Here is a 24,328-nt window from a genome sequence, read left to right as displayed (position 1 = left end):
TAACGGGATACCGTACGATACTACTTACTTTTTTACGTAGTATTCCCTAGATATTTGCACCATGGACGTTGACTACCGCCTGGCTTTCGAGATGGCCCCCGTAGGGATGATCGTATCGCGCAACCGCAGCATGGTGGATTGCAACCGCCATGTCTGCGAGATGTTCGGCTACTCGCGCGAGCTGCTGCTGGGCCAGTCCTTCCTCATGCTCTACCCCAGCGCGGACGAGTATGAGCGCCTGGGCGCGCACATGGCGCCCATCCTCAACGCCAAGGGCCTGTACTCGGACAGCCGCATCATGAAACGCGCCAACGGCGAACTGTTCTGGTGCCACGTGTCGGGGCGCGCACTCAACCGCGACACCCCGCACGCATCGGGCATCTGGAGCTTCGAGGACCTGAGCTCGCAGCGCCCGGTGCGCGCCGAGCTCACCGGGCGTGAGCGCGAGGTCTCCGCGCGCCTGCTCGAAGGCCTCACCTCCAAGGAAATCGGCAAGGCCCTGGGCATCAGCCACCGCACCGTGGAGATCTACCGCGCGCGGCTGATGCGCAAGTACGGCGCCTCCACCGCGGCCGACCTGGTGCACAAGCTGCTGGCCGGATGATCCCCGTATGATGGCTGGCGTCACCCACACGCACGGAGGCCCCTCGTGAACGCCCGCTACCCCGTCCCCAGCCTGGACAACATCCCCGAAGACATCCGCACGCGCATCCTGGCCGTCCAGGAAAAGGCCGGCTTCATCCCCAACGTCTTTCTTGCGTTCGCCCGCCGCCCGGCCGAATGGCGCGCGTTTTTCGCCTACCACGACGCGCTGATGGCACCCGAGACCGTGGGCCGCAGCAGCAACCTCACCAAGGGCGACCGGGAGATGATTGTCACCGCCACCAGCGCCGCCAACCAGTGCCTGTACTGCGTGGTGGCGCACGGCGCCATCCTGCGCATCTATGAGAAAAAGCCCCGGGTGGCCGACGAGGTGGCCGTGAACTACCGCAAGGCCGACATCACGCCACGCCAGCGCGCCATGCTCGACTTTGCCCTCAAGGTCTGCCAGCGCTCGCACGAGATCGAGGACGCCGACTTCGCCGCCCTGCACCAGCACGGCTTCGACGACGAGGACATCTGGGACATCGCCGCCATCACCGCCTTCTTCGGCCTGTCCAACCGCATGGCCAGTTTCGCCGGCATGCTGCCCAACCCGGAGTTCTACCTCATGGGACGCGTGCCCAAGCAAACCTGACGCTATCGATTCAATAGCTGTAAGCGCTTATCCGGTAAGCGCTGCAGGCCAAAAAACCCAAAAATATCGAACTCAGGGCGTCACCAGCGCGCGCATCCAGTCCGGCAGGGTGTGCGCCTTCTGCTGCGGAAAATCCACCCACATGGTGGTGGCGCCGCCCGCGGCGCAGATCACGCCGGGCTGGTCGGTGCGCTCCAGGGTGCACCAGGTCTCGAAGGTGGTGCGGCCGGGGTCGCTCACGTACATCTTGGCCAGCACCTCGCCCGGGTATTCGAGCTGGCGGTAGAAGTTGCAAAAGGCATTGACGATGACCGGCCCCTGGCCCTGCGGGTCGGGGTTACAGCCCACGGCGCGCATCCACTCCACGCGCACCGTCTCCAGGTAGCGGAAGTACACCGTGTTGTTCACATGGCCCATGGCGTCCATGTCGCCCCAGCGGATGGGCAGCACCATCTCGAAAGCCAGCTTCCGGACCTCGGGCAGTTCGTATTTCATGGCGCCCCCGGGCTTCAGACGGCAAAACCGTCGTCGGCGGCAATGATGGCGCCGTTGATGAAATGGCTCTGGTCGCTCGCCAGCATGACGATGAGCGCATCCAGGTCCTGCGGCTGGCCCACGCGCTTGCGCGGCAGCATGGCCAGGAGCTTCTTGCCCTGCTCGGTCTCCCAGTGGCGGTGGTTGATCTCGGTGTCGATATAGCCCGGGCAGATGGCGCTGGTGTTGATGCCGTAGCGTCCCCACTCCAGGGCCATGGCGCGCGTCATGTGCACCACGGCGGCCTTGCTCATGCAGTAGGCGCCGATCTGCGGCAGCACCTTCAGGCCCGCCATGGAGGCGATGTTGATGATGCGCCCGCCCGTGAAACTGCCGGGAGCGGCGCCTTGCGCGCGTGCAATCATGCGCCGCGCGACTTCCTGGGCGACGAAGAAGGCGCCCTTGGTGTTGGTGTCGAAAATGAAGTCGTAGTCCTCGGGCTGCACGTCGAGCAGGCGCTGCGTGGTCGATACGCCCGAGTTGTTCACGAGGATGTCGATGGAGCCCATCTCCGTCTCGGCATGCGCCACGGCGGCCTTGATGGAGTCGTGGTCCGTCACGTCGAGCTCGACGACGTGGGCGTCACCCCCCTCGCCTTCGATGCGCGCGCGCAGCTCCTTGAGTTTTTCGATGCGGCGGCTCGCCAGGACCACGCCGGCGCCAGCGCGTGCCAGTGTTCTGGCAAACTGCGCCCCCAGGCCGCTGGATGCGCCTGTGACAAATGCGATGCGACCCGACAAATCGATGCTGTACGCCATTTAGAGTTTCTCCACTGAACAAAAAGAACGACCGTTCGATTTTCGCCGAACGCATGCATACAATCGGTCACCCTTAGGACAGGGCGACACACCCGGTCTGCTGACAATTACCCCATTATCAAACGCCCCGACGAGAAGCATATGACCCCAGAAGAAATCCTCGCCCAGTTCGGTCCCCGCGAATCCATGGAATACGACGTGGTGATCGTCGGCGGCGGCCCCGGGGGCCTGGCCACGGCCATCCGCCTCAAGCAACTGGCCGCGGAAAAAGGCCAGGACATCTCCGTCGTGGTGCTGGAGAAGGGCTCGGCGCCGGGCGCGCACATCCTCTCGGGCGCCATCATGGACCCCAAGGCGCTCACCGAACTCATCCCCGACTGGAAGGAAAAGGGTGCCCCCCTGAACCAGCCGGTCACGGACGACGCCTACAGCTTCCTGAGCGAGCGCTCGGCCTTTCGCGTGCCCAACATGTTCCTGCCGCCGTTTGCGCACAACCACGGCAACTACATCGTCAGCCTGGGCGCCGTCACCCAATGGCTGGCCGAGCAGGCGGAAAGCCTGGGCGTGGAGATCTTCCCCGGCTTTGCCGCCGCCGAAGTGCTCTACACAGACGGCGCCGACAACGGGGGCGTACCTGCGGTACGGGGCGTGGCCACCGGCAACATGGGCCTGGGCAAGGACGGCGAGCCCACCGAGAACTTCCAGCTCGGCATGGAACTGCTGGGCAAGTACACCATCTTCGCCGAAGGCGCACGCGGCCACCTGGGCAAGCAGCTCATCGCCCAATACCAGCTCGACGCCGGGTGCGACCCGCAGAGCTTCGGCATCGGCATCAAGGAGCTGTGGGAGATCGACCCCGCGCGCCACCAGCCCGGTTTCGTCATGCACACCGCCGGCTGGCCCATGGAGAACGACACCTACGGCGGCGCCTTCCTCTACCACCTGGAGGGCAACAAGGTCGCCGTGGGCTTCGTCACCGGCCTGGGCTACACCAACCCCTACCTGAGCCCCTTCGAGGAATTCCAGCGCTGGAAGACCCACCCCAACATCCGCTGGTACTTCGAGAACGATAAAGGTGAAATCACCGCCAAGCGCCTGTCGTATGGCGCGCGCGCCATCAACGCCAGCGGCCTCAACGCCCTGCCCAAGACCGTGTTCCCCGGCGGCGCGCTCATCGGCTGCGACGCGGGCTACCTGAACGTCAGCCGCATCAAGGGCAGCCACGCCGCCATCAAGACCGGCATGCTCGCGGCCGAGGCGGCGTATGAGGCCGTCACCGCCGGACGCCAGCACGATGAACTCAGCGCCTACCCCCAGGCCTTCGAGCAAAGCTGGCTCTACACCGAGCTCAACAAGGACCGCAACTTCAAGAACTGGTTCAAGTACGGCTTGAGCGTGGGCACGCTGATGAACGGCTTCGAGCAATTCGTGCTGCGCGGCCACATGCCCTGGACGCTACACCGCGACAAGGCCGACCACGAGTACTTGAAGCCCGCCAGCCAGTGCCAGCCCATCGCCTACCCCAAGCCCGACGGCAAGCTGACCTTCGACCGGCTCTCCAGCGTGTTCATCAGCAACACCAACCACGAGGAGAACCAGCCGGCGCACCTCACGCTCAAGGACGCCAGCGTGCCGGTGAGGATCAACCTGGCCCAGTACGCCGGCCCCGAGGCACGCTACTGCCCAGCCGGGGTATACGAGTTCGTGCCCGACGAGGCGGCGGGGGGCAACGCCCAGCGCCTGCAGATCAACGCGCAGAACTGCGTGCACTGCAAGACCTGCGACATCAAGGACCCGACGCAGAACATCGTCTGGGTCACGCCCGAGGGCGGCGGCGGGCCGAACTACTCGGGCATGTGAGCTGCTCCTGAATGCAGAGCTGCCGGCGCTCGCCCCGCAAGGGGGAGCGCCGGTTTTTATTGCCAGAACCGGGAGCGTCTTGTCGCCCCTGTCGCCCGTGCAACAGCACCGGCTGCCGCAGCCGCGCCGCCCCACTGCAGGGTATGGGGGCGTGGCGTACACTTGCGCCCCGGCGCAGCGCCTGGCTGCTCGCCGCTGATATCAACCGGTTAAATCAAGGACGGATAGAGATGCAAATGAAGAAGTTGCCGTGGATGAGCCTGGGCGCCCTGACGCTGGCCGTGGCCGCGATCGCACCCGCAAGCGCGCAGGAAAAATCCGTGGCAGTGACCGCCATCGTGGAACACCCGGCACTGGATTCGGTGCGCGACGGCATTCAGGCCGCGCTCAAGCAGGCTGGCTACGAAAGCGGCAAGAACCTCAAGTGGCAGTACCAGAGCGCCCAGGGCAACACCGGCACGGCGGCGCAGATTGCGCGCAAGTTCGTCGGCGACAAGCCGGACGCCATCGTCGCCATTGCCACGCCCTCGGCCCAGGCCGTGGTCGCCGCCACCAAGAGCGTGCCCGTGGTCTACTCCGCCGTCACCGACCCCGTGGCCGCCAAGCTGGTGCCCAGCTGGGAGCCGAGCAAGACCAACGTGACGGGCGTGTCCGACCTGCTGGCGCTGGACAAGCAGATCGACCTGGTCAAGCAGGTGGTGCCGGGTGCCAAGCGCATCGGCATGGTCTACAACCCCGGCGAGGCCAACTCGGTGGTCGTCGTCAAGGAACTGCAAAAGCTCCTGCCCACGCTGGGCATGACGCTGGTGGAAGCCGCCGCCCCCCGCTCGGTGGACGTGAGCAGCGCGGCACGCAGCCTGATCGGCAAGGTGGACGTGATCTACACCAACACCGACAACAACGTGGTCTCGGCCTACGAGTCGCTGGTGAAGGTGGGGCAGGACGCCAAGATCCCGCTCATCGCCTCCGACACCGACAGCGTCAAGCGCGGCGCCATTGCGGCCCTGGGCATCAACTACCGCGACCTGGGCGAACAGACCGGCCGCATGGTGGTGCGCATCCTCAAGGGTGAGAAGCCCGGCGACATCAAGAGCGAAGTCAGCACCAAGATGGAGCTGTTCGTGAATCCCAGCGCCGCCGAGAAGCAGGGCGTGAAGCTGCCCGAGGCGCTGATCAAGTCGGCCGCCCAGGTCATTCAATAAAATACCGTCGCTTGCACGGCTGTACAAGAGCCCCCTCGGGGGCTCTTGTCTTGTTTCCCCCCTCTTCTTTCATCCCCGCCCCATGTCCTTGTTTTCTCTTCTCGGGGCCGTCGAGATCGGCCTCATCTTCAGCTTGGTGGCGCTGGGCGTCTATATCTCTTTCCGGCTGCTGCGCTTTCCCGACCTGACGGTGGACGGCAGCTTTCCGCTGGGCGGCGCGGTCTGCGCCATCCTGATCTCGGGCGGCACCAATCCCTGGCTGGCCACGCTGGCAGCCACCGCAGCCGGTGCGGCGGCGGGCCTGGTCACCGGCTGGCTCAACGTCAAGCTCAAGATCATGGACCTGCTGGCCTCCATCCTCATGATGATCGCGCTCTACTCGATCAACCTGCGCGTCATGGGCGGGCCCAACGTGCCGCTCATCAACGATCCCACGCTGTTCACCCAACTGCAGCCCGAGAGCATGGCCGACTACGTGGCACGCCCGCTGATCCTGCTGGTCATCGTCATCGCCGCCAAGCTGCTGCTGGACTGGTTCTTCGCCACCGAGCGCGGCCTGGCCATCCGCGCCACCGGCTCCAATGCGCGCATGGCGCGCGCCCAGGGCATCAACACCGGCGCCATGGTGCTGCTGGGCATGGCCGTCTCCAACGCCCTGGTGGGCCTGGCCGGCGCGCTGTTTGCGCAAACGCAGGGCGGCTCGGACATCTCCATGGGCATAGGCACCATCGTCATCGGCCTGGCGGCGGTGATCGTGGGCGAGTCCATCCTGCCGTCGCGGCGCATCCCCTGGGCCACGCTGGCCGTGGTGGTGGGGGCCATCGTCTACCGCTTCTTCATTGCTGCGGCGCTCAACAGCGACTTCATCGGCCTGAAGGCGCAGGACCTGAACCTGGTCACGGCCCTGCTGGTGACCATCGCCCTGATCATTCCGCAGCTCAAGCGCAAGCTCAGCAGCCGCAAGGCCTGACCCCCGAGGAGACTCCGCCATGCTGAGCGCACAAGACCTTTTCATCACCTTCAACCCCGGCACGCCCATAGAGACGCGCGCCCTGCGCGGCATGTCGCTGGAGATTCCGGCCGGGCAGTTCGTCACCGTCATCGGCTCCAACGGCGCGGGCAAGTCCACCTTCCTCAACGCCATCTCGGGCGACCTGGGCGTGGACACTGGGCGCATCGCCATCGACGGCCTGGACGTGACGCGCCGCCCCGTGTGGGAGCGCGCCGAGCGCGTGGCGCGTGTCTTCCAGGACCCCATGGCCGGCACCTGCGAGGACCTGACCATCGAGGAAAACATGGCCCTGGCCCAGCAGCGCGGCACGCGCCGCGGTCTGCGCGGCGCCGTCAAGGCGGCTGAGCGCGCCATGTTCCGTGAACGCCTGGCTACTCTGGGCCTGGGGCTGGAGAACCGCCTCACGGACCGCATCGGCCTGCTCTCGGGCGGCCAGCGCCAGGCCGTGAGCCTGCTCATGGCGGCGCTGCAGCCCTCGCGCATCCTGCTGCTGGACGAGCACACCGCCGCGCTCGACCCGCGCACCGCCGACTTCGTGCTGCAGCTCACCGCGCGCATCGTGGCCGAGAACCAGCTCACCACCATGATGGTCACGCACAGCATGCGCCAGGCGCTGGACGTGGGCCAGCGCACCGTGATGCTGCACCAGGGCCAGGTGGTGCTCGACGTGTCCGGCGAGGAGCGCCAGCGCATGGACGTGCCCGACCTGCTGCAAATGTTCGAGAAAGTGCGCGGCGAAAAGCTCGCCGACGACGCCCTGCTGCTGGGCTGAGCCCGCGGACCCGCAGCCGCGGTGCCCGGCGCGGGCCCGCCCGCCGCGCCTCACACCCAGTCGCACTCGCAGGTGAAGTGGCGCAGGAACTGCGGCTGCTTGGTGATCCTCACCCCGCGGATGCTGGCGGCCTTGTCCTTGAGCTCGGCGATCACCTCGGCGGCGTAGTCGAAGTGGCTTTGCGTGTACATGCGCCGCGGGAAGGCCAGGCGCACCAACTCCATGCTGTGGTAGGTCTCGGTGCCATCGGCCAGCCGCTTGCCGAACATCACCGAGCCGATCTCCACGCCGCGGATGCCGCCTTCGAGGTACAGCGCATTGCACAGCGCCCAGGCCGGGTAGTGCGCCACGGGCATGTCCGGCAGCACCGTCCTGGCGTCGATGTACACCGCGTGCCCGCCCGTGGGCTTGACGAAGCCCACGCCCGCCGCCTCCAGGCGCTCGCCCAGGTATTCGGCGGTGCGCAGGCGGTAGCGCAGGTAGTCTTCCTCCATGCCCTCCTCCAGGCCCACGGCCAGGGCTTCGAGGTCGCGCCCCGCCATGCCTCCGTAGGTGGGAAAGCCCTCCATCATGATGAGCCCGTTCTTCACGGCGTCCAGCCACGCGTCCGAGCGCAGCACGATGAAGCCGCCGATGTTGACCATGCCGTCCTTCTTCGCGCTCATGGTGGCGCCGTCGGCGTAGGAGAACATCTCCTGCACGATGGCGCGGATGGGTGTGTTCTCGTAGCCGCTCTCGCGCATCTTGATGAACATGGCGTTCTCGGCGAAGCGGCACACGTCCATGATGAAGGGCTTGCCGTATTTTTTGAGCAAGGCGGCGTAGGCGCGGATGTTGGCCATGGACACGGGCTGGCCCCCGCCCGTGTTGTTGGTGACGGTGAGCATGCCGAAGGGGATGCGCGCGCCCTCTTTTTGCAGCACTGCTTCGACCTTCTCCAGGTCGATGTTGCCCTTGAACGGCGCGAGGGTCGCCGGCTGCAGCCCCTCGGCGACCACGCAGTCCACGGCCTCCACGCCCATGGACTCGAGGTTGCCGCGCGTGGTGTCGAAATGGCAGTTGTTGGGCACCAGGTCGCCCGCCTTGCAGGTGGCGGCGAACAGCACCTTCTCGGCCGCGCGGCCCTGGTGCGTGGGCACGAAATACGGCATGCCGGTGATGTCCTGGATCACCTTTTCCAGGCGGTAGAAGCTGCGCGCGCCGGCGTAGCTCTCGTCGCCCTCCATGATGGCGCCCCACTGGCGGCTGGACATGGCGCCTGTGCCGGAGTCGGTCAGCCAGTCGATCAACACGTCCTCGGCGCGCAGCTTGAACACATTGAGTTTGGATTCCTGCAGCAGGCGCTCGCGGTCGGCGCGCGTGGTCATGCGGATGGGTTCCACACTTTTGATGCGGAAGGGTTCGATCAGGGTCTTGGGCATGGGTAGGGGCTCCGGGGTGTTCTTGTGGGGCGCAAAGGTAGCACCGCAAAAAACCCCATGGTGTCGGTTATTTCCAACACCCGCCCAAAAATTGCGGGCGCGGACCGCATGCGATCCCGCGCCCGAAAATCCGCATCAAAAATGACTCTGGCGCTTATGTATCAAGCGCAAGCAGCTATCATTTCAATAGCCAACTCAGTACATCAGGCCAGTATCTGGGGTGCCGCCCCCGTGAGGCGCTGCACCAGGCCCTGGGCCAGCCGGTTGACGATGCCGTAGACCGACAGTTGCGGGTTCGCCCCCACGCTGGTGGGAAAGAGCGAACCGTCGTGCACCGAGAGGTTCTCCACCTGCCAGTGCACGCCGTCGGGCCGCACTACGCCCTGCTTCTCGCTGGCCGCCAGGCCGCAGCCACCCATCACGTGCGCGCTGACCACCTTGGCCAGCAGCGGCTGCATGGGGAGCTGTTCGATGCCCGCCTTGGCCTGCGCCCAGGTGGTGTAGAGCGCGCCGCGCTCGTGCACCGGCAGCACCTGCCGCGCCCCGCCGGCGAACTGGATTTCGGCCATGGCCAGCAGCGCGCGGCGCGCGCCGTCCATCACAAAGCCGGTGAGCGGGTAGTCGAGCACGGGCGAGCCATCGCTGCGCAGCTTCACGCGCCCGCCCGGCGCCTGCTCGTGGAAACCGTCGCGCAACAGCGCGAGCAGCACATGCGTGTGCGGGAACTGGCGCAGCAGGTCGGCCTGCGCCTGGCCCATGCCGGGCATGGTGGTCGCCAGGATCAGCGGATGCAGCGGCGGCGCCTCGATCTTGAAGCCCATGGGGCCGTCGATGGGCTGCGTGCCCAGGTAGTGGTCGGTACACAGCGACTGCGGCGCGCCGGCCCAGCCTTCCACGCGCTGCTCCATCACCGCCGCCGTCATGACCACGGGGTGCAGAAAGGTGCGCACGCCCAGGCGGCCGTGCGGGTCGGGCGCCTTGGAGCGCAGCAGCACCGCGGGCGAGTTGATGGCCCCGCCCGCCAGCACATAGTGGCGCGCCGTGATGCGCGTGCGCTGCGCATCGCCCGCCACGGCGCCATTGGGCAGCACGCCCACGCAGGCGAGCGCCTGCACCTTGCCTGCGGCCATCTCCAGGTGCTCGGCGCGCGTCTGCACCAGCAGCGTGGCGCCCTGGTCGAGCGCGGCGGGGATGGTGGTCACCAGCATGGACTGCTTGGCATTCGTGGGACAGCCCATGCCGCAGGAGCCCAGGTTCCAGCAGCCGCGCACGTTGCGCCGTATGGATTCGACCGGAATGCCCAGTTTGACCGCGCCGCTGCGCAGCAGCTCATTGTTCTCGTTCGGGGGCATCTGCCACGAGGAGATGCTCAGGCGCCGCTCGGCCTGCTCGAAATACGGCTCCAGCGCCTCGGGCGTGTAGTCGGCCAGGCCGAAATGCTGCGCCCAGTATCCCAGCGTGGTCGGCGGCGTGCGGAAGGAGCTGGTCCAGTTCACCGTGGTGGAGCCGCCCACGCAGCGCCCCTGCAGGATGGTGATGGCCTTGTCCTCGGTCTTGCGGCCCGCGCTCTCCTGGTAGAGCTGGGGGTAGGCGTCGGACTCGCGCTGGCGGAAGTCGCTGCTGCTCTTGAGCGGCCCCTCCTCCACGATGACCACGGACAGGCCGGCGCGCGTGAGCAGTTCGGCCGTGATGCCGGCGCCCGCGCCGGAGCCGATGATGGCCACATCGCAGGACAGGGTCTCGGGCGCCGCGCCGTGGGGACCGCCCCGCACTTTCCAGCCGCGCTGCAGGCCCTCACGGATGGGATCGGGTAGTTTGCTCATGGGGATGGAGGGGGTTCAGATGTCCTGGGGGCCGGGATAGCCCACCACGGCCCAGGTGGATTCGTCGGAGAAATACGCGCCGCCCACGATCTCGTGCAGCGCCTGGTAGGCCTGCTGGCGCACCTGCAGGCGCGAATAGCGCATGCCGTCGAGCGCGGCGGCCACTTCGGCGGGAGCGGCTTCCAGCCAGCCGCTGGCCAGGCCCGCCAGCGCCAGGCGCCCCGCGCTGCTGCCCAGCAGCCCGACGAGCTGCGACAGCTCGGCCTGCACATGCGGCGGCAGGTTCTGCGCCAGGGTGTCCACGCGATCGGCCATGGCGGCAAGGGCCTGCTGCTGCGCCACCGCGTCCTGCGGCAGCGTGCCCTGCAGGATGGCCCGGCCCACGCCCATGAACAGCGCCCGGCCCGCCTCCGTGAGACGCCCCTGCACCAGGCCAGGCTGCAAAAGCGCCACCGCGCCGCCCGCCAACGCCAGCACCGTGCCCGAGACCAGGCCCAGCTTCAAAAGGGTTCGTCTTTGCATCGCAGAACTATCGCACGCCCGCCCGCCCCGCTGCTAGAGGTGGCCGCCTAGAGGGCACTGGGGTTTGTCTTGATGCCGCAGACCGCAGCCAGGGCAGCCCGCACCCGCCCGGAACCCGGCAGGCCATGCGCCACAATAGGCGGCAGTTCCGGCGCCCCCCCGCACACTCTCCCGCACCCCCTCTTGCTCCACCCCATGGCCCCTACCCTGCTCATCGTCTACCACTCGATGACTGGCGGCACGCGCCAGATGGCCGAGGCCGTGCGCGACGGCGCAGCGCAGGAGGGCTCGGTGGCCGTGCGGCTGCTGCATGCGGCCCAGGCGCAGGCCGCCGATGTGCTGGGCGCACACGCCCTGGTGCTGGCCACGCCCGAAAACCTGGCTGCCATGAGCGGGCAGCTCAAGGACTTCTTCGACCGATGCTACTACGACGTGCTGGACCAGGTGAACGGCCGGCCCTATGCCTGTCTGGTGTGCGCGGGCAGCGATGGCCAGGGGGCGGTGCGGCAGATCGAGCGCATCGCCACCGGCTGGCGCCTGCGCCGCGTGGCCGAGCCGCTGGTCGTGTGCACGCATGCGCAGACGCGCGAGGCCATTCTGGCGCCCAAGCACATCGCCCCGCAGGAGCTGGCCCGCTGCCGCGCCCTGGGCGAGGCCCTGGCCGCCGGGCTGGCGCTGGGCGTGTTCTGATCACTGGGGCATGCCCGTCCATTGCCGGCGGCTGGTGCGCAGGCGAAAGCGCTGGCGGTAGGCGCCGGGCGTGGCGCCGGCCAGGCGCGCAAAAATGCGCCGGAAGCTCCCCACATCGCTGTAGCCGCACTGCTGGGCCACGGCCTCCACCGTGAGGTAGGTGGTCTGCAGCAGCACCTGGGCCTGTGCCACGCGCAGGCCGTGCAGGTAGTCCAGCGGCGTCTGCCCGTGCACCTGGGCAAACCAGCGCAGCAGGGTGCGCGGGCTGGTGGCGGCGGCGCGCGCCGTCTCGGCCAGGCTGTAGGGCTCGTGGCGGTGCTCCTGCAGCCAGCGCCGGGCGCGCTCCAGCGCGCCCGCGGGCGTGGGCTCGCCCGTGGGCGTTTGCACGCTCTCCGTGGCGGTGAGCTGGCGCGGCACGTCGAAATCCAGCACCGATGCCGCGGCCCGGGCGAGTTCGGCCACGTCCGTGCCGGCCAGCAGGTCCAGCCAGGCGGGCAAGGTGTGCGCCAGCGAGGCCGTGCTCCAGAGCGCGCCGTCACAGTGCCAGGGCCGCTCGCGCCGCCAGTGCACGTGCTGGCCGGCCATGCGCAGCACCGAGGGCGCAAAAGCCCAGGGCAGCGCCACCTCGCGGCCCTGCAGCAGGCCGCACTCGGCCAGCAGCGCCGTGCCATTGAAGAGCGCCGCCACCGGCGCGCCGCGCGCGGTATGGGCGCGCAGCAGCGCCGCGGCGTGGCGCGCCTGGCGCAGGCAGATCTCCTGCAGGTGCGGGCCGCTGGCGGCCATGGCGCCGGGGTGCACCAGCACGTCCAGGCTGCCTCCGGGCGCCGCGCTGGCGGGCAGCGGCGGCGGCACCTGCGTGCCATGCGGCAGGCACAGCCAGGCCCAGGCCAGCGGGGGGGCCGCCGGGCCGCGCATGGCGGCCAGGGTGTTCATGGTGCGCAGCACGTCCACCACCAGGGTGGCATTGCTGGCGATGCAGTCGGCATCCCAGAAGATGCCGACCCGCAGTGCGGCCGGGGCGTCGATAGGGTCCATGGGTGGCGATATTGCCACCATTCATGGCGATACCGGCGCCACGGCTGCCCCTGCTGCGGCCCTAGCATGCCAGGGTGCCGGCCCTTGCCCCAGGCTCGGGCCGGCACGACGCACCAGCCATACAGCCACGGAGACAAACAGCATGAAACAGACAGCCGGCCTGTTGGCCGCGCTCGCGGCCGCCGCCCTGGCGGGCTGCGCCAGCGGCCCCGCCACCCTGGGCGAGCGCAGCGTGACCATCGAGCGCACCGCCTACGGCATTCCCCACATCACCGCACCCGACCCGCACGCGCTCGCCTACGGCGTGGCCTATGCCTACGCGCAGGACAACGTCTGCATGACGGCGGACCAGCTCGTCACCGTGCGCAGCCAGCGCAGCCACACCTTTGGCGCCAAGGCCACGGGCCTGCTGGGGCGGCGCTACCTGCCCAACGCGCAGATCGACCTGTTCATCGCCGCGCACATGGACGACGCCGCCCTGGAGCGCGCCTGGGGCCAGGCCAGCGCCGCGACGCAGGCCCTGGCGCAGGGCTACGTGGCGGGCTACAACCGCTACCTGAGCGACAACGCCGCGCGCCTGCCCCAGGCCTGCCGCGGCAAGCCCTGGGTGCAGCCTATGACGCTGGCCGAATACCGCCGCATGGCCGAGATCACGGCGGCGCAGGCCGGCATCGTCGCGCTGGCCGACGGCATGCTGGGCGCGCAGCCGCCCCAGCCGGCAGCCAAGGCCGCGCAGGCCGGCGCCCCCGCGGTGGATCTGGCCGACGCCGCCCAGGCCCTGCGCGAGCGGGGCCTGCTCGACTCGCCCCTGGGCTCCAATGCCTGGGCCTTCGGCAAGGACGTGACGGCCAACGGCAGCGGCATGCTGCTGGGCAACCCGCATTTCCCCTGGAGCGGCCCGAACCGCTTTTACGAGATGCACCTCACCATCCCCGGCCAGATGGACGTGATGGGCGTGGGCATCGGCAGCTACCCCACGGTGTCCATAGGCTTCAACAAGGACGTGGCCTGGTCGCACACCGTCTCCACGGGCAAGCGCTTCACGCTGTACGAGCTGCAACTGGCCGAGGGCGACCCCACCACCTACCTGGTGGACGGCAAGCCCGAAAAAATGACGGCGCGCACCATTGCCGGGCGCACGCTGTGGTCCACGCGCTGGGGGCCGCTGGTCGTCATCCCGCGCGCCGGCCTGACCTGGAACGCCCAGACCGCCTACGCCCTGCGCGACGCCAACACCGGCAACACGCGCATGCTCGATGCCACGCTGGCCTTTGCGCGCGCCCGCTCCGTGGAGGACATGCGCCAGGCGCACGCCGGCCTGGGCCTGCCCTGGGTGAACACCCTGGCCGCCGACCGCAGCGGCCGCGTGCTCTACGCCGACGTGAGCGTGGTGCCCGACGTGGACGCCGCGCAGCTCGAACGCTGCGCGCCCAGCAAACCCGCGGCCGCACTGCGTGCCGCCGCCGGCCTGGTGGTGCTCAACGGCGCCCGTGCCGACTGCGCCTGGCAGCAGGACCGCCGCTCGCCCGTGCCGGGGCTGATCCCCATCGAGCGCATGCCCATCGCCGTGCGCAGCGACTGGGTGCACAACAGCAACGACAGCTTCTTCTACACGCACCCGGCGCAGAAGTTCGAGGGCATCTCGCCCCTGGTGGGCGACGCCAGCCTGACGCGCCCGCGCACCCGCGCAGGCCTGGCCGAAATCCCGGAAATGCTGGGCCGCGGCAAGGTCACGCTGCAGGCCATGCAGGAGCAACTGTTCCAGAACCGCAACTTCATGGCCTCGGTCATCGTGCCCGACCTGCGCGCCGCCTGCCCCCAGGCGCCCAGCAGCGAGGCGCGCGCAGGCTGCGCCGCCCTGCAGGGCTGGAGCCTGCGCAACGAGCTGGATGCGCGCGGCGCCCATGTGTTCCGCGAGTTCTGGCGCACGGCGCGCAGCATCCCCGGCGTGTACCGCGTGCCCTTTGACCCACGGCAGCCCGTGGCCACCCCGGCAGGGCTGAAGATGGACGATGCCGCTGTGGCGGCCAAGGTCTGGGGCGCACTGGAGGGCGCGGTCAAGACCATCCAGGCCGCGGGCTTTGCCCTGGATGCGCCGCTGGGCAGCGTGCAGCGCCCGGCCATCACCGAGGCCCCCATCGCGCTGCACGGCGGCGAGGAGTTCGAGGGCGTGCTCAACAACCTGGGTCGCCAGGAGCCCGCGCCCATCAACGCCCAGGGCCTGCGCATCGACTACGGCACGAGCTACGTGCAGACGGTGACCTTCGACGCGCGCGGCCCCGTGGCGCAGGCCATCCTGACCTACGGCCAGTCCACCGACCCCGCCTCGCCCCACGCCACGGACCAGATGAAGCTGTTCTCGCGCAAACAGTGGCATACCCTGCCCTTCCACCGCGAGGACGTGCTCCAGGCCCGCGTGGGCGAGCCGCTGCGCCTGCGCGTGCAGCCCTGAAGCGCGGCTGCGCGGCCTTCAGCCCGGCCGCGCGCCGCCGCTGGCGCGCAGGTGCTGCACCAGCGCGCTGGCAAAGCCCGAGAGCTCGGCACCGCGGCGCACGCAGACCTGCAGGTCGCGCTGCGCCCAGGGCTCGTCCAGCGCCACGACCACCGGCGGGTCGTTCAGGCCCGCGCGCGGCACGGCGCTGCGCGGCACCAGGCCGATGCCCACGCCCGCGCCCACCATGCGGCACACGGCCTCGAAGCTGCGCACCTGGATGCGCACGTCCAGGTGCCGCCCCAGCGCCGCCGCCGCGTTCATGGTGAAGGTGTGGATGGCCGAGCCCGAGTGCAGCATGACGAAGGCCTGGTCCAGCACCTCGGCAAAGGCCACGCTGGCGTGCTGCGCCAGCGTGTGGCCCTGCGGCACGATGAGCACCAGCCGGTCCTGCCGGTAGGGCCACAGCAGCACGCCCGCGCCCTGGCCGCCCACATCGGCGAGCACGCCCACGTCGATCTCGCCGTGCGCCACGGCCATGGCGATCTCGGTGCTGGTGCGCTCCTCCAGGCTCACGCTGACCTGCGGGTGCTGCTTGAGAAAACCGGCCAGGTCGTCGGGCAGAAAGCTGTGCGTGGCGTGCGTGTTGGCCCACAGGCTCACATGGCCGCGGATGCCGCTGGCAAAGGGCGAGAGCTCGGCGTGCATTTGTTCGATGCAGGCAAACACCTGGCGCGCGTGGCGCAAAAGCGCCTCACCCGCGCGCGTGAGCGCCAGGCCGCGCGGCTGGCGCTCGAACAAGGGGGTTTGCAGCGCATCCTCCAGCCGGCGCAGCCGGTGGCTGGCCGACGAAGGCGCCAGGAACGCCCGCGCCGCACCGCGCGTGAGGTTGCGCTCCTCCGCCATGGCGACGAACAGGCGCAGGTCGGTCAGGTCATAGCTCATGCAGGCACCATTCGATAAAGGCGAACACAGACTTGCCATATTAACCATGGTGCAACGCGGCAAAACTCGTCAACATAGCGGGCACGATGAAAACCCCCAGCCCCGGCACCACCCCGCATTCGCCCAGCACGCACGCCACGGCCCTGCCCTGGGCTCACTGGTCTCCCCAGCGCCTGGGCTTTGCGCTGGCCCTGCTGGCGGCGCTGGGGTTCTCGTTCAAGGCCATTTTCGTCAAGCTGGCCTACGCCGTGCCCCAGGCCCAGGCCGTGGACTCGGTCACCCTGCTGGCGCTGCGCATGCTGTTTTCCCTGCCCGCCTTTCTGTGGGTGGGCTGGAAGGCGGGCCGCGGCCTGGCGCCGCTCTCGCGCCGCGACATGGCGCTGCTCGCCGTGCTGGGCCTGCTGGGCTACTACGGCGCCAGCATCCTGGACTTCGTGGGCCTGCGCTACATCACCGCCAGCCTGGAGCGGCTCATCCTGTTCACCTACCCCACGCTTACGCTGCTCATCGGCGTGCTGTTCATGGGCCAGCGCGCCTCGCGCCGCGACATCGCCTCGCTACTGCTGTCCTACGCGGGCATAGGCCTGGCCTTTGCACACGACCTGCAACTGGCCAGCGACATGGGCGCGGTGCTGCTCGGCGGCGCCTTCGTGCTGGGCTCGGCCGTGTGCTACGCGCTCTACCAGGCGGGCAGCGAGCCCGCCATCCGGCGCCTGGGGGCAGCGCGCTTCACGGCCCTGGCCATGCTGGTCTCCACCGCGGCCACGCTGCTGCACTTTACCCTCACCCAGCCGCTGCAGGCCCTGGTGCAGCCCCTGCCGGTGTACGGCCATGCCCTGGGCATGGCGCTGCTGTCCACAGTGCTGCCGGTATTCATGACCTCTGCCGCCATCCGCTACATCGGCGCGGCCAAGACCGTGCTCGTGGGCACCCTGGGGCCCATGCTGACCATCCTGTTCAGCTTCTGGCTGCTGGGCGAGCCGCTGTCGCTGTCGCAACTGGGGGGCGCGGCGCTGGTGCTGGCGGGGGTGTTGTTGGTGGGGCGGCGGTAGTTTTGGCTGGACGGCAGGGTCAGCAACCATGGCCACTGGATGGAATTGACCGCTGATTTGGCTGCTGTTGGCCAAGAGCGACCGGTGACGGGTAGTGAGAGCGGACGCTCAACACCTGAATTAAACTGCACCGCGAAGCGGCGTCGGCTTGAATGGAAGCGCGTATCGCCCAGGTGGAGCGGCAGTTGAGCATGGCCGCCCAGCAAAGCCCAGCCTGCACCCTGCTGCTGTCGGTGCCCGGTATCGGGCTGCTCACGGCCACCGCGATGGTGGCAGCCACCTCGGGGGATGTGACGCACTTTGCGGACGCACGCCACTTCTCCAGCTGGTTTGGCCTGACGCCCCGCGAGTACAGCTCGGGCGGCAGCCGCTATCTGGGCCGCATCTCCAAGAAGGGAGACCGCTACTTGCGCATGCTGCTCACCCACGGTGCGCGCAGTGTGTTGCGAGCGGCCAAGGTGGCCGAAGGGGCGGGCAAGGAGGTACAGGGCGTGCGCCGCTGGGCGCTGGATGTGCAGGGGCGCAGCAACCACAACAAGGCCACCTGCGCGCTGGCTAACAAGCTGGCGCGCATTTGCTATGCGACGCTGCGCGATCACAAGCTGTTCGATGAAGCAGCCCGGTTGAACATGAAAGAGAACCGCCAGAGCTTTGTGATGCCGCACTGACACCGACCAGGATCACCACGCCAGGCGTCTTACCGATTCACCACTTGCGACGAGATGATCGACCATCATGGCCCATCGGGTTCCTCCCACACCGCACTACGCCGATAGCTCTTCCGGCAGCTTGCCTGTCGCTTGTAACGTGTGGCGAAGCGGTGACGCAGATTCCATGTCGGCACGGGACATTCACGATCCCACTACAGATGCCGGATATACGACTGCAGGTGTTTTACCCCCTGGTCACCAATCGGTCAGGCTCTTGCTGTTGTGGGGGAGTCCATATACGAGGGGTTAGCCATCAGCGCGCGGCCGACCTGACTCGAAAGCGAATCTGCTATCTGGGCTTGGCTGAGAGCATTGGGCTAAGCAACTCATCCGCCAACTCTGACAACTTGGCCGAATCGCGAAAGCTGCCTTCAAATGCCAACATCTTGTCTGAATCGATGGCTGGACTGAAGTCGAGCAACAGGTGAGTAAATCGGTCAAAAACATCTGGTTGGTTGCACTCGGCACTCGGATCGTCCGTTAGGCGGTATCTGAGCAGACCGGCGGGAATGGCTGGTGGACCCTTTGCGCGAGGAAGATCGATAGCTTCCCTGCGTCTGACCAGTGGGTCCTTCTTGCTCGACAGGATGCCCAGGATAGCTGTATACGATCCGGAAATTATTCCTACAAGACGCGGTCGTGACTTTGATGGATTATCAACAAAGACAAGATTGAACTCTGATTGATTTACGTTTATCGCGGGTCCGGGCAATCCGTTCAAGGCTCTTTCAATCTCAGTCTCTGTGTCCGTGAAGGTCTTTTCGTTGAACAGAAAGACGACTAAAGCTCTATCAAAGGAGGCTTCCTTTCGTAGGCGGATTGAGGCTGCGCTGATTTCTGGATTGATTCCGCGGTAGGCAGAGTTCCAAAACGCCACAAAGGCGCGCGCCATTGGGAGAATAAGATGACTACGAAAAGCTACGACGTCAATGTCATAAATTTGGTCTAGGACGTTCGAGAAGCGTGTTGTTCGACCCGCTGACAGGAATGCAGAGAGGACCTGCGCCTGCTGTGTCTTCCCCTCAGTGCATATGTACTGTGCTGCAAAGTATTCCGCTAACGATTTGTGTGACCATCGATAGTAGTCTCCGTCTTTGATGAATACAGGTACTGCACGAATTAAGTCATCGAGGAAATCGCTCTCTGAGAAGGTGGTCGTGCTGCATACGTCGCGCGCCTTCCGGATCCAGCCAAGCACCGTGTCGGTGTCGCCTTCTATCTCGCCTTTCATCACAGAGACAAAGCCAATGATTCGGAGAACGCGATGGAATGTATCGATGTCTAGGCCAGACTTCTTTTCCCGAGTGTTGTACCCGTCCTTGGATGAATCGTGCCAATCGAACAACGCATCGAACACCTGACGATAGAAAATATGCTTCTTTATCGGGACATTCTGCTTGTACTCAAAGCTTCGATACAGCAAGCTTGTGAGTAGTGGATTCTTGAGAAACTCTTGAACTGCGCGAAAATCTCGGCCTGTCAGTTTGGAGATCAACTGCTCTGCACGTCCGCTGCCTTGATCGTATTTGCGGATGAGAGAAAAAGACTCGTCCTTCTTCAACGGCCTAATGCCATACTGCTTGAATGTTGGGAACGCAAGCAACCCGGTCTCTGGTCTTGACGTTATGACATACGTATTATTTGGGTATTTTTCAAGGAAATCCTTTATGTCTTTGGTGACTGTTTCACGATCCTTGAACGGCACTTCGTCGTAGCCGTCGAAAAATACTATAATTCCGCCTTTTTTGAATATTCTTTCCACCTGGCGCCTGGCAAACTTCGGCTCATCCTCTGAAATTGGTGAAGCGTTAAGTTGCCTTTGTATGACAGCCAGAATGGTGTTTTGGATCGACAGATGGCGAAGTTCTAAAAAGACGGGAATGGCATATGCTGACTTCAAACTTTGAAGGAATAGGAATTTAGACAGGGTGGATTTGCCCATGCCTGCCGTGTCGGTAATTAATACCCTCGTCTCCGCCGGCAGAAGCTTGGTATGAAAGCGATCAATGCAGATTTCATCGGCATCGCGAGGCTCGTCAGTCTGTCGCGTCGGAATCAAGGTGAGGGGTATATATAGATCGGCGATAGATTTTTGATGACCAAAGACGATTGTATTGAGGCGCGAGTGCCGTTCGGCTTGAATCGTAATGTAGTCGGAGAATCGATCACCAAATGCAGAGATTGCCTGCGTGGAGAGGGAACGAAGTCCGCTGAACGTAGCGGTCAATGCGGGTTTGACAATTTCCGAAATCGCGGCTTTTGTGATTTCGTATGCCAGAAATTCGACTGGACTCGTTGCCATGGATTGCTGTCTCCGCGAGGGGGCTGGTTTGGACTGATGTTGAGGCTGGACGCTTTTGCCTGAGCGGTGATTGAATGTGCGAGTTGGGTCGCGAGGGGGTGACTCTGATGGCTAACTTATGGCTTATCTGACCAAACACCGGATACCTACAACCGTAGTCGTTAAACAAATTCGCATGGCACCCAAAAAAAGTGTTTGAAATCAATCCTGTAAAGCATCGCACTGGATGCATGAACAGGTATAACAGATCTAACAAACCTGACTGGGTACCTCCCCGGTCCGCCCGGCTGCTCGATCAGGTGCGCGAACGGGTTCGCTACCTGCACTACAGCCTACAGACCGAGAAGGCTTATGTCTACTGGGCCAAGGCGTTTGTGTTGTGGGCGGCGCGCAGCCATGGTGGGTTTCAACATCCGCGCGATATGGGGCAGACCGAGGTCGAAGGTTTTCTGACCATGCTCGCCACTGAGAAGCAGGTTGCACCAGCCACCCACCAGCAGGCACTCAACGCACTGCTGTTTTTATACCGGCAGGTGCTGGACATGGAGTTGCCCTGGATGCAACAGATTGGCCGCCCACCAGAACGCAAGCGTATTCCGGTGGTGTTGACGGTGCAGGAGGTTCAGGCGCTGCTTTCGCTGATGACGGGCACCGAGGCGCTGTTGGCTGCCTTGCTCTACGGTAGTGGACTGCGCTTGCGCGAGGCGCTGGGATTGCGGGTCAAGGATGTGGATTTCGACCGCCACGCGATCATTGTGCGCAGCGGCAAGGGCGACAAGGATCGCGTGGTGATGCTGCCCAGGGCGCTCGTGCCCCGGTTATGGGCGCAACTGATTCAGGTTCGCGCTGTGTGGGGGCAGGATCGCCAGGGGACGTGGCGGCGTGTATCTGCCTCATGCGCTGGAGCGCAAGTACCCCAGGGCGGGCGAGAGCTGGGCTTGGTTCTGGGTGTTTCCATCGGCCAAGCTGTCTGTGGACCCGCAAACGGGCGTGGAGCGTCGCCACCACCTGTTTGAAGAAAGACTGAACCGGCAACTGAAAAAGGCGGTGATGCAGGCTGGCATTGCCAAACATGTATCTGTCCACACCCTGCGCCACTCATTCGCCACCCACTTGTTGCAAGCAGGTACAGACATCCGAACGGTGCAGGAGTTGTTGGGGCATTCGGACGTGTCCACGACCATGATCTACACGCATGTGCTGAAGGTGGCGGCGGGTGGGATGGCCAGCCCACTGGATGCGCTGGCATTTGAGAACTGAAGGCCCAGTTGTCGGAATGTGGGGGAAGGACTGCAATGGGTCGATTCCACCAGTTCACATCGCCAAAACAGCACTGACGGGAAAAATGTGAAAGAAATTCATCCCTAGCGCCTACCCATCAAGCGCAAGCAGCTATCAATTCAATAGCAATCACCCCGGATTCAACACCCCCTGCCGCTGCCCCACCGCCTCGCGCAGATACGCCCAGGTGGCCTGCATGCGGGCCACATGCTTGTTTTCGGCGGGCATGCTCATCCAGAACGTGCGCGTAAAGCGCGCCTGGCCCGGCAGCACGGGTTGCACAGCAGCGTCCTGCGCCGCCACAAAGGCGGGCAGCACGGCCAGGCCGGCACCGGCGCGCACGGCCTCGAACTGCGCCAGCACGCTGGTGCTGCGCAGCGCGTACTGGCCGGGGCGGTGCAGTTCGTCGAGGATTTGCAGCTCCTTGCTGAACAGCAGGTCGTCCACGTAGCTGATGAAGCTGTGGCCGCGCAGGTCTTCGGCCGTGCGGATGGGCGGGTGCTGCGCTAGGTAGCTGCGCGCGCCGTAGAGTTGCAGCACGTAGTCCGTGAGCTTGACCACGATGACCGGGCCGCGCGCCGGGCGCTCCAGCGAGATGACGATGTCGGCCTCGCGCCGCGACAGGTGCACCAGGCGCGGCAGAGCCAGCAGGTCCACCACCAGGCCGGGGTGCTGCTGCGCAAAGCGCGCCAGCGGCGCGGCCAGCACCAGGTTGCCGAAGCCCTCGGTGGTGCCTATGCGCACCACGCCGTGCAGCCCCGGTCCCACCCCGGGCGCGGCGCTTTGCACGGCGAGAAAGGCCGCCTCCATGGCCTCGACGCGCGGCAGCAGCGCGCGCCCGGCCTCGGTCAGGCGGTGGCCCAGCGCCTCGCGTGCGAAAAGCGCCGCGTCCACCTGCTTCTCCAGCCCCTGGATGCGCCGCGCCACGGTGGTGTGGTCCACGCCCAGGCGGCGGGCCGCGCCCACCAGCGTGCCCGCGCGCGCCAGTTCGAGGAAGAAGCGCAGGTTGTCCCAGTCCATGGGGGCCGATCGGTTGTTGTGCATATTTGCAAATCTCGTGCGCAATGTTGGATATTGTGCTTACAAAATCGCAAAGCTACGATGCTCGCCATCCGGGCATGGTGCCCGTGCCCTTTTCAGGAGACTACCCCCATGGATGCTGCCGTCAAAGTTGCCACCGTCAAACTGCTGATCAACGGCCAGTTTGTTGAATCCAAGACCACCGAATGGCGCGACGTGGTCAACCCCGCCACGCAGCAGGTGCTGGCGCGCGTGCCCTTCGCCACGCAGGACGAAATCAACGCCGCCGTGGCCTCGGCCAAGGAAGCCTTCAAGACCTGGAAGAAGACCCCCATCGGCGCGCGCGCGCGCATCTTCCTGAAGCTCCAGCAGCTCATCCGTGAAAACATGGCCGAGCTGGCTGCGCTGCTGACGGCCGAACAGGGCAAGACCCTGCCCGACGCCGAGGGCGACGTGTTCCGTGGCCTCGAAGTGGTGGAGCACGCCAGCGCCATCGGCAACCTGCAACTGGGCGAGCTGGCCAACAACGTGGCCAATGGCGTGGACACCTACACCCTGCTGCAGCCCCTGGGCGTGTGCGCCGGCATCACGCCGTTCAACTTCCCGGCCATGATTCCGCTGTGGATGTTCCCCATGGCCATCGCCACGGGCAACACCTTTGTGCTCAAGCCCTCCGAGCAGGACCCCATGGTCACCATGCGCCTGTGCGAACTGGCGCTGGAAGCCGGCATTCCGCCCGGCGTGCTGAACGTGATCCACGGCGGCGAGGCAGCCGTGAACGCCATCTGCGACCACCCCGACATCAAGGCCATCAGCTTCGTGGGCTCCACCAAGGTGGGCACGCATGTGTACAACCGCGCCAGCCTCAACGGCAAGCGCGTGCAGTGCATGATGGGCGCCAAGAACCACGCCATCGTGCTGCCCGACGCCAACAAGGAGCAGACGCTCAACGCCATCGCCGGTGCCTCGTTCGGCGCCGCCGGCCAGCGCTGCATGGCCCTGCCGGTGGTGATGCTGGTGGGCGAAGCCCAGAAGTGGCTGCCCGACCTGGTGGCCAAGGCCAAGACGCTCAAGGTGTCCGGCGGCACCGAAAAGGGCACGGACGTGGGTCCGGTCATCTCCTGCGCTGCGCTCTCGCGCATCGAGGGCCTGATCGAGCGCGGTATTGCCGACGGCGCCACGCTGGAACTCGACGGCCGCAAGCCCCAGGTGGCCGGCTACGAGAAGGGCAACTTCGTCGGCCCGACCATCTTCAGCGGCGTCAAGCCCGGCATGGCCATCTATGACCAGGAAATCTTTGGCCCCGTGCTGAGCATTGTGGCCGCCAAGGACCTGGACGAAGCCATCGCGTTCATCAACGCCAACCCCAACGGCAACGGCACGGCCATCTTCACGCAATCGGGCGCGGCGGCGCGCAAGTTCCAGGAAGAGATCGACGTGGGCCAGGTCGGCATCAACGTGCCCGTGCCCGTGCCCGTGCCGCTGTTCTCGTTCACCGGCTCGCGCGCCTCCAAGCTGGGCGACCTGGGCCCCTACGGCAAGCAGGTCATCCTGTTCTACACCCAGACCAAGACGGTGACGTCGCGCTGGTTCGACGACAGCACCGCGGGCCAGGGCGTCAATACCACCATCAGCCTGAAGTAAGCCCCCGGCTGCCCTCCCCGCCCCGCGGGGAGGGATTTCAAAGAAAATAGGCCTCCAGCGCTTTACGGTAAAGCGCT

At 66.1% G+C, this 24,328-nt stretch carries 22 protein-coding genes; 13 read left to right on the top strand and 9 right to left on the bottom strand.

Going from position 1 to position 24,328, the window contains the following annotated elements:
• The first annotated feature begins 61 nt into the window (after window positions 1-61).
• Together CGR01S_RS07570 and CGR01S_RS07565 are read left to right on the top strand one after the other, a co-directional pair.
• Window positions 62-604 (top strand): PAS and helix-turn-helix domain-containing protein, encoded by a 543-nt coding sequence (locus CGR01S_RS07570; protein WP_042424553.1) that lies wholly within the window; start codon window positions 62-64, stop codon window positions 602-604.
• A gap of 45 nt (window positions 605-649) precedes the next feature.
• Window positions 650-1,237: a peroxidase-related enzyme gene (locus tag CGR01S_RS07565; protein ID WP_042424550.1), complete on the top strand. Its 588-nt coding sequence runs from the start codon at window positions 650-652 to the stop codon at window positions 1,235-1,237.
• Between the two features lie 72 nt (window positions 1,238-1,309).
• Here CGR01S_RS07565 and CGR01S_RS07560 read toward each other — a convergent pair whose 3' ends face one another.
• Window positions 1,310-1,732 carry an acyl-CoA thioesterase gene (locus CGR01S_RS07560; RefSeq protein ID WP_042424547.1) on the bottom strand — a complete coding sequence of 141 codons (423 nt, stop codon included), beginning with the start codon at window positions 1,730-1,732 and terminating at the stop codon, window positions 1,310-1,312.
• 14 nt (window positions 1,733-1,746) lie between these two features.
• The gene (locus CGR01S_RS07555; RefSeq protein WP_042424543.1) at window positions 1,747-2,529 is read right to left on the bottom strand and encodes an SDR family oxidoreductase; all 783 of its coding nucleotides are present in this window, start codon (window positions 2,527-2,529) and stop codon (window positions 1,747-1,749) included.
• A gap of 141 nt (window positions 2,530-2,670) precedes the next feature.
• Between CGR01S_RS07555 and CGR01S_RS07550 the strand changes: the two genes are divergently transcribed.
• From CGR01S_RS07550 to CGR01S_RS07535, 4 genes are all read left to right on the top strand, one after another.
• The gene (locus CGR01S_RS07550) at window positions 2,671-4,389 is read left to right on the top strand and encodes an electron transfer flavoprotein-ubiquinone oxidoreductase (RefSeq protein WP_042424541.1); all 1,719 of its coding nucleotides are present in this window, start codon (window positions 2,671-2,673) and stop codon (window positions 4,387-4,389) included.
• A gap of 236 nt (window positions 4,390-4,625) precedes the next feature.
• Window positions 4,626-5,591, top strand: coding sequence for an ABC transporter substrate-binding protein (locus CGR01S_RS07545; protein ID WP_042424538.1), 966 nt, complete (start codon window positions 4,626-4,628; stop codon window positions 5,589-5,591).
• Between the two features lie 82 nt (window positions 5,592-5,673).
• The gene (locus CGR01S_RS07540; RefSeq protein WP_042424536.1) at window positions 5,674-6,561 is read left to right on the top strand and encodes an ABC transporter permease; all 888 of its coding nucleotides are present in this window, start codon (window positions 5,674-5,676) and stop codon (window positions 6,559-6,561) included.
• A gap of 19 nt (window positions 6,562-6,580) precedes the next feature.
• Window positions 6,581-7,375, top strand: coding sequence for an ABC transporter ATP-binding protein (locus tag CGR01S_RS07535; protein WP_042424533.1), 795 nt, complete (start codon window positions 6,581-6,583; stop codon window positions 7,373-7,375).
• Window positions 7,376-7,425: 50 nt separating this feature from the next.
• On the opposite strand, the gene CGR01S_RS07530 is transcribed toward CGR01S_RS07535, so the two are convergent.
• The 3 genes from CGR01S_RS07530 to CGR01S_RS07520 form a co-directional block, all read right to left on the bottom strand.
• Window positions 7,426-8,796, bottom strand: a complete 1,371-nt coding sequence (locus tag CGR01S_RS07530) for a tryptophanase (protein ID WP_042424531.1) — start codon at window positions 8,794-8,796, stop codon at window positions 7,426-7,428.
• A gap of 203 nt (window positions 8,797-8,999) precedes the next feature.
• Window positions 9,000-10,619, bottom strand: coding sequence for a GMC family oxidoreductase (locus CGR01S_RS07525; protein ID WP_042424529.1), 1,620 nt, complete (start codon window positions 10,617-10,619; stop codon window positions 9,000-9,002).
• A gap of 15 nt (window positions 10,620-10,634) precedes the next feature.
• Window positions 10,635-11,141 (bottom strand): hypothetical protein, encoded by a 507-nt coding sequence (locus tag CGR01S_RS07520; protein WP_042424527.1) that lies wholly within the window; start codon window positions 11,139-11,141, stop codon window positions 10,635-10,637.
• A gap of 195 nt (window positions 11,142-11,336) precedes the next feature.
• On the opposite strand from CGR01S_RS07520, the gene CGR01S_RS07515 reads away from it, so the two are divergent.
• The gene (locus CGR01S_RS07515; RefSeq protein WP_042424525.1) at window positions 11,337-11,831 is read left to right on the top strand and encodes a flavodoxin family protein; all 495 of its coding nucleotides are present in this window, start codon (window positions 11,337-11,339) and stop codon (window positions 11,829-11,831) included.
• On the opposite strand, the gene CGR01S_RS07510 is transcribed toward CGR01S_RS07515, so the two are convergent.
• Window positions 11,832-12,866: a helix-turn-helix domain-containing protein gene (locus CGR01S_RS07510; RefSeq protein ID WP_245616770.1), complete on the bottom strand. Its 1,035-nt coding sequence runs from the start codon at window positions 12,864-12,866 to the stop codon at window positions 11,832-11,834.
• A gap of 142 nt (window positions 12,867-13,008) precedes the next feature.
• Here CGR01S_RS07510 and CGR01S_RS07505 point away from each other — a divergent pair, with 142 nt between their 5' ends.
• Window positions 13,009-15,318 carry a penicillin acylase family protein gene (locus CGR01S_RS07505; RefSeq protein WP_042424520.1) on the top strand — a complete coding sequence of 770 codons (2,310 nt, stop codon included), beginning with the start codon at window positions 13,009-13,011 and terminating at the stop codon, window positions 15,316-15,318.
• A gap of 18 nt (window positions 15,319-15,336) precedes the next feature.
• Here CGR01S_RS07505 and CGR01S_RS07500 read toward each other — a convergent pair whose 3' ends face one another.
• Window positions 15,337-16,242: a LysR family transcriptional regulator gene (locus CGR01S_RS07500; RefSeq protein WP_042424517.1), complete on the bottom strand. Its 906-nt coding sequence runs from the start codon at window positions 16,240-16,242 to the stop codon at window positions 15,337-15,339.
• 86 nt (window positions 16,243-16,328) lie between these two features.
• Here CGR01S_RS07500 and CGR01S_RS07495 point away from each other — a divergent pair, with 86 nt between their 5' ends.
• Window positions 16,329-17,294: a DMT family transporter gene (locus tag CGR01S_RS07495; RefSeq protein ID WP_169742452.1), complete on the top strand. Its 966-nt coding sequence runs from the start codon at window positions 16,329-16,331 to the stop codon at window positions 17,292-17,294.
• A 191-nt stretch (window positions 17,295-17,485) separates the two neighbouring features.
• The gene (locus CGR01S_RS07490; protein WP_245616769.1) at window positions 17,486-17,962 is read left to right on the top strand and encodes a transposase; all 477 of its coding nucleotides are present in this window, start codon (window positions 17,486-17,488) and stop codon (window positions 17,960-17,962) included.
• A gap of 331 nt (window positions 17,963-18,293) precedes the next feature.
• Here CGR01S_RS07490 and CGR01S_RS16675 read toward each other — a convergent pair whose 3' ends face one another.
• Window positions 18,294-20,306 carry an NACHT domain-containing protein gene (locus CGR01S_RS16675; protein WP_156967524.1) on the bottom strand — a complete coding sequence of 671 codons (2,013 nt, stop codon included), beginning with the start codon at window positions 20,304-20,306 and terminating at the stop codon, window positions 18,294-18,296.
• Between the two features lie 230 nt (window positions 20,307-20,536).
• Between CGR01S_RS16675 and CGR01S_RS17085 the strand changes: the two genes are divergently transcribed.
• Together CGR01S_RS17085 and CGR01S_RS17285 are read left to right on the top strand one after the other, a co-directional pair.
• A complete protein-coding gene (locus CGR01S_RS17085) occupies window positions 20,537-21,322 on the top strand; it encodes a phage integrase N-terminal SAM-like domain-containing protein (RefSeq protein WP_156967523.1) in 786 nt (261 codons plus the stop codon).
• Window positions 21,297-21,566 carry a tyrosine-type recombinase/integrase gene (locus tag CGR01S_RS17285; RefSeq protein ID WP_439644738.1) on the top strand — a complete coding sequence of 90 codons (270 nt, stop codon included), beginning with the start codon at window positions 21,297-21,299 and terminating at the stop codon, window positions 21,564-21,566. Before CGR01S_RS17085 ends, CGR01S_RS17285 begins: the two co-directional genes overlap by 26 nt.
• Window positions 21,567-21,716: 150 nt before the next feature.
• Here CGR01S_RS17285 and CGR01S_RS07480 read toward each other — a convergent pair whose 3' ends face one another.
• On the bottom strand, window positions 21,717-22,607 hold the full coding sequence (locus CGR01S_RS07480; RefSeq protein ID WP_042424511.1) for a LysR family transcriptional regulator: 891 nt from the start codon (window positions 22,605-22,607) through the stop codon (window positions 21,717-21,719).
• Between the two features lie 132 nt (window positions 22,608-22,739).
• Between CGR01S_RS07480 and CGR01S_RS07475 the strand changes: the two genes are divergently transcribed.
• Entirely contained in the window at window positions 22,740-24,251 is a 1,512-nt protein-coding gene (locus CGR01S_RS07475; RefSeq protein ID WP_042424509.1) for a CoA-acylating methylmalonate-semialdehyde dehydrogenase, read from the top strand.
• Window positions 24,252-24,328 lie beyond the last annotated feature (77 nt).

It is taken from the genome of Comamonas granuli NBRC 101663, from assembly GCF_000739995.1.
GTDB classification, from domain to species: Bacteria; Pseudomonadota; Gammaproteobacteria; order Burkholderiales; family Burkholderiaceae_C; genus Simplicispira; species Simplicispira granuli.
Note: the sequence above shows the minus strand (reverse complement) of the source record. Positions and strands in the feature narration are given on the sequence as shown.

Excerpts from the sequence above, each read along its gene's own strand:
- CGR01S_RS07570 (WP_042424553.1), top strand. The coding sequence starts at position 62 with ATGGACGTTGACTACCGCCTGGCTTTCGAGATGGCCCCCGTAGGGATG.
- CGR01S_RS07560 (WP_042424547.1), bottom strand. The coding sequence starts at position 1,732 with ATGAAATACGAACTGCCCGAGGTCCGGAAGCTGGCTTTCGAGATGGTG.
- CGR01S_RS07555 (WP_042424543.1), bottom strand. The coding sequence starts at position 2,529 with ATGGCGTACAGCATCGATTTGTCGGGTCGCATCGCATTTGTCACAGGC.
- CGR01S_RS07550 (WP_042424541.1), top strand. The coding sequence starts at position 2,671 with ATGACCCCAGAAGAAATCCTCGCCCAGTTCGGTCCCCGCGAATCCATG.
- CGR01S_RS07545 (WP_042424538.1), top strand. The coding sequence starts at position 4,626 with ATGAAGAAGTTGCCGTGGATGAGCCTGGGCGCCCTGACGCTGGCCGTG.
- CGR01S_RS07540 (WP_042424536.1), top strand. The coding sequence starts at position 5,674 with ATGTCCTTGTTTTCTCTTCTCGGGGCCGTCGAGATCGGCCTCATCTTC.
- CGR01S_RS07535 (WP_042424533.1), top strand. The coding sequence starts at position 6,581 with ATGCTGAGCGCACAAGACCTTTTCATCACCTTCAACCCCGGCACGCCC.
- CGR01S_RS07530 (WP_042424531.1), bottom strand. The coding sequence starts at position 8,796 with ATGCCCAAGACCCTGATCGAACCCTTCCGCATCAAAAGTGTGGAACCC.
- CGR01S_RS07525 (WP_042424529.1), bottom strand. The coding sequence starts at position 10,619 with ATGAGCAAACTACCCGATCCCATCCGTGAGGGCCTGCAGCGCGGCTGG.
- CGR01S_RS07520 (WP_042424527.1), bottom strand. The coding sequence starts at position 11,141 with ATGCAAAGACGAACCCTTTTGAAGCTGGGCCTGGTCTCGGGCACGGTG.
- CGR01S_RS07515 (WP_042424525.1), top strand. The coding sequence starts at position 11,337 with ATGGCCCCTACCCTGCTCATCGTCTACCACTCGATGACTGGCGGCACG.
- CGR01S_RS07510 (WP_245616770.1), bottom strand. The coding sequence starts at position 12,866 with ATGGACCCTATCGACGCCCCGGCCGCACTGCGGGTCGGCATCTTCTGG.
- CGR01S_RS07505 (WP_042424520.1), top strand. The coding sequence starts at position 13,009 with ATGAAACAGACAGCCGGCCTGTTGGCCGCGCTCGCGGCCGCCGCCCTG.
- CGR01S_RS07500 (WP_042424517.1), bottom strand. The coding sequence starts at position 16,242 with ATGAGCTATGACCTGACCGACCTGCGCCTGTTCGTCGCCATGGCGGAG.
- CGR01S_RS07495 (WP_169742452.1), top strand. The coding sequence starts at position 16,329 with ATGAAAACCCCCAGCCCCGGCACCACCCCGCATTCGCCCAGCACGCAC.
- CGR01S_RS07490 (WP_245616769.1), top strand. The coding sequence starts at position 17,486 with ATGGCCGCCCAGCAAAGCCCAGCCTGCACCCTGCTGCTGTCGGTGCCC.
- CGR01S_RS16675 (WP_156967524.1), bottom strand. The coding sequence starts at position 20,306 with ATGGCAACGAGTCCAGTCGAATTTCTGGCATACGAAATCACAAAAGCC.
- CGR01S_RS17085 (WP_156967523.1), top strand. The coding sequence starts at position 20,537 with ATGAACAGGTATAACAGATCTAACAAACCTGACTGGGTACCTCCCCGG.
- CGR01S_RS07480 (WP_042424511.1), bottom strand. The coding sequence starts at position 22,607 with ATGGACTGGGACAACCTGCGCTTCTTCCTCGAACTGGCGCGCGCGGGC.
- CGR01S_RS07475 (WP_042424509.1), top strand. The coding sequence starts at position 22,740 with ATGGATGCTGCCGTCAAAGTTGCCACCGTCAAACTGCTGATCAACGGC.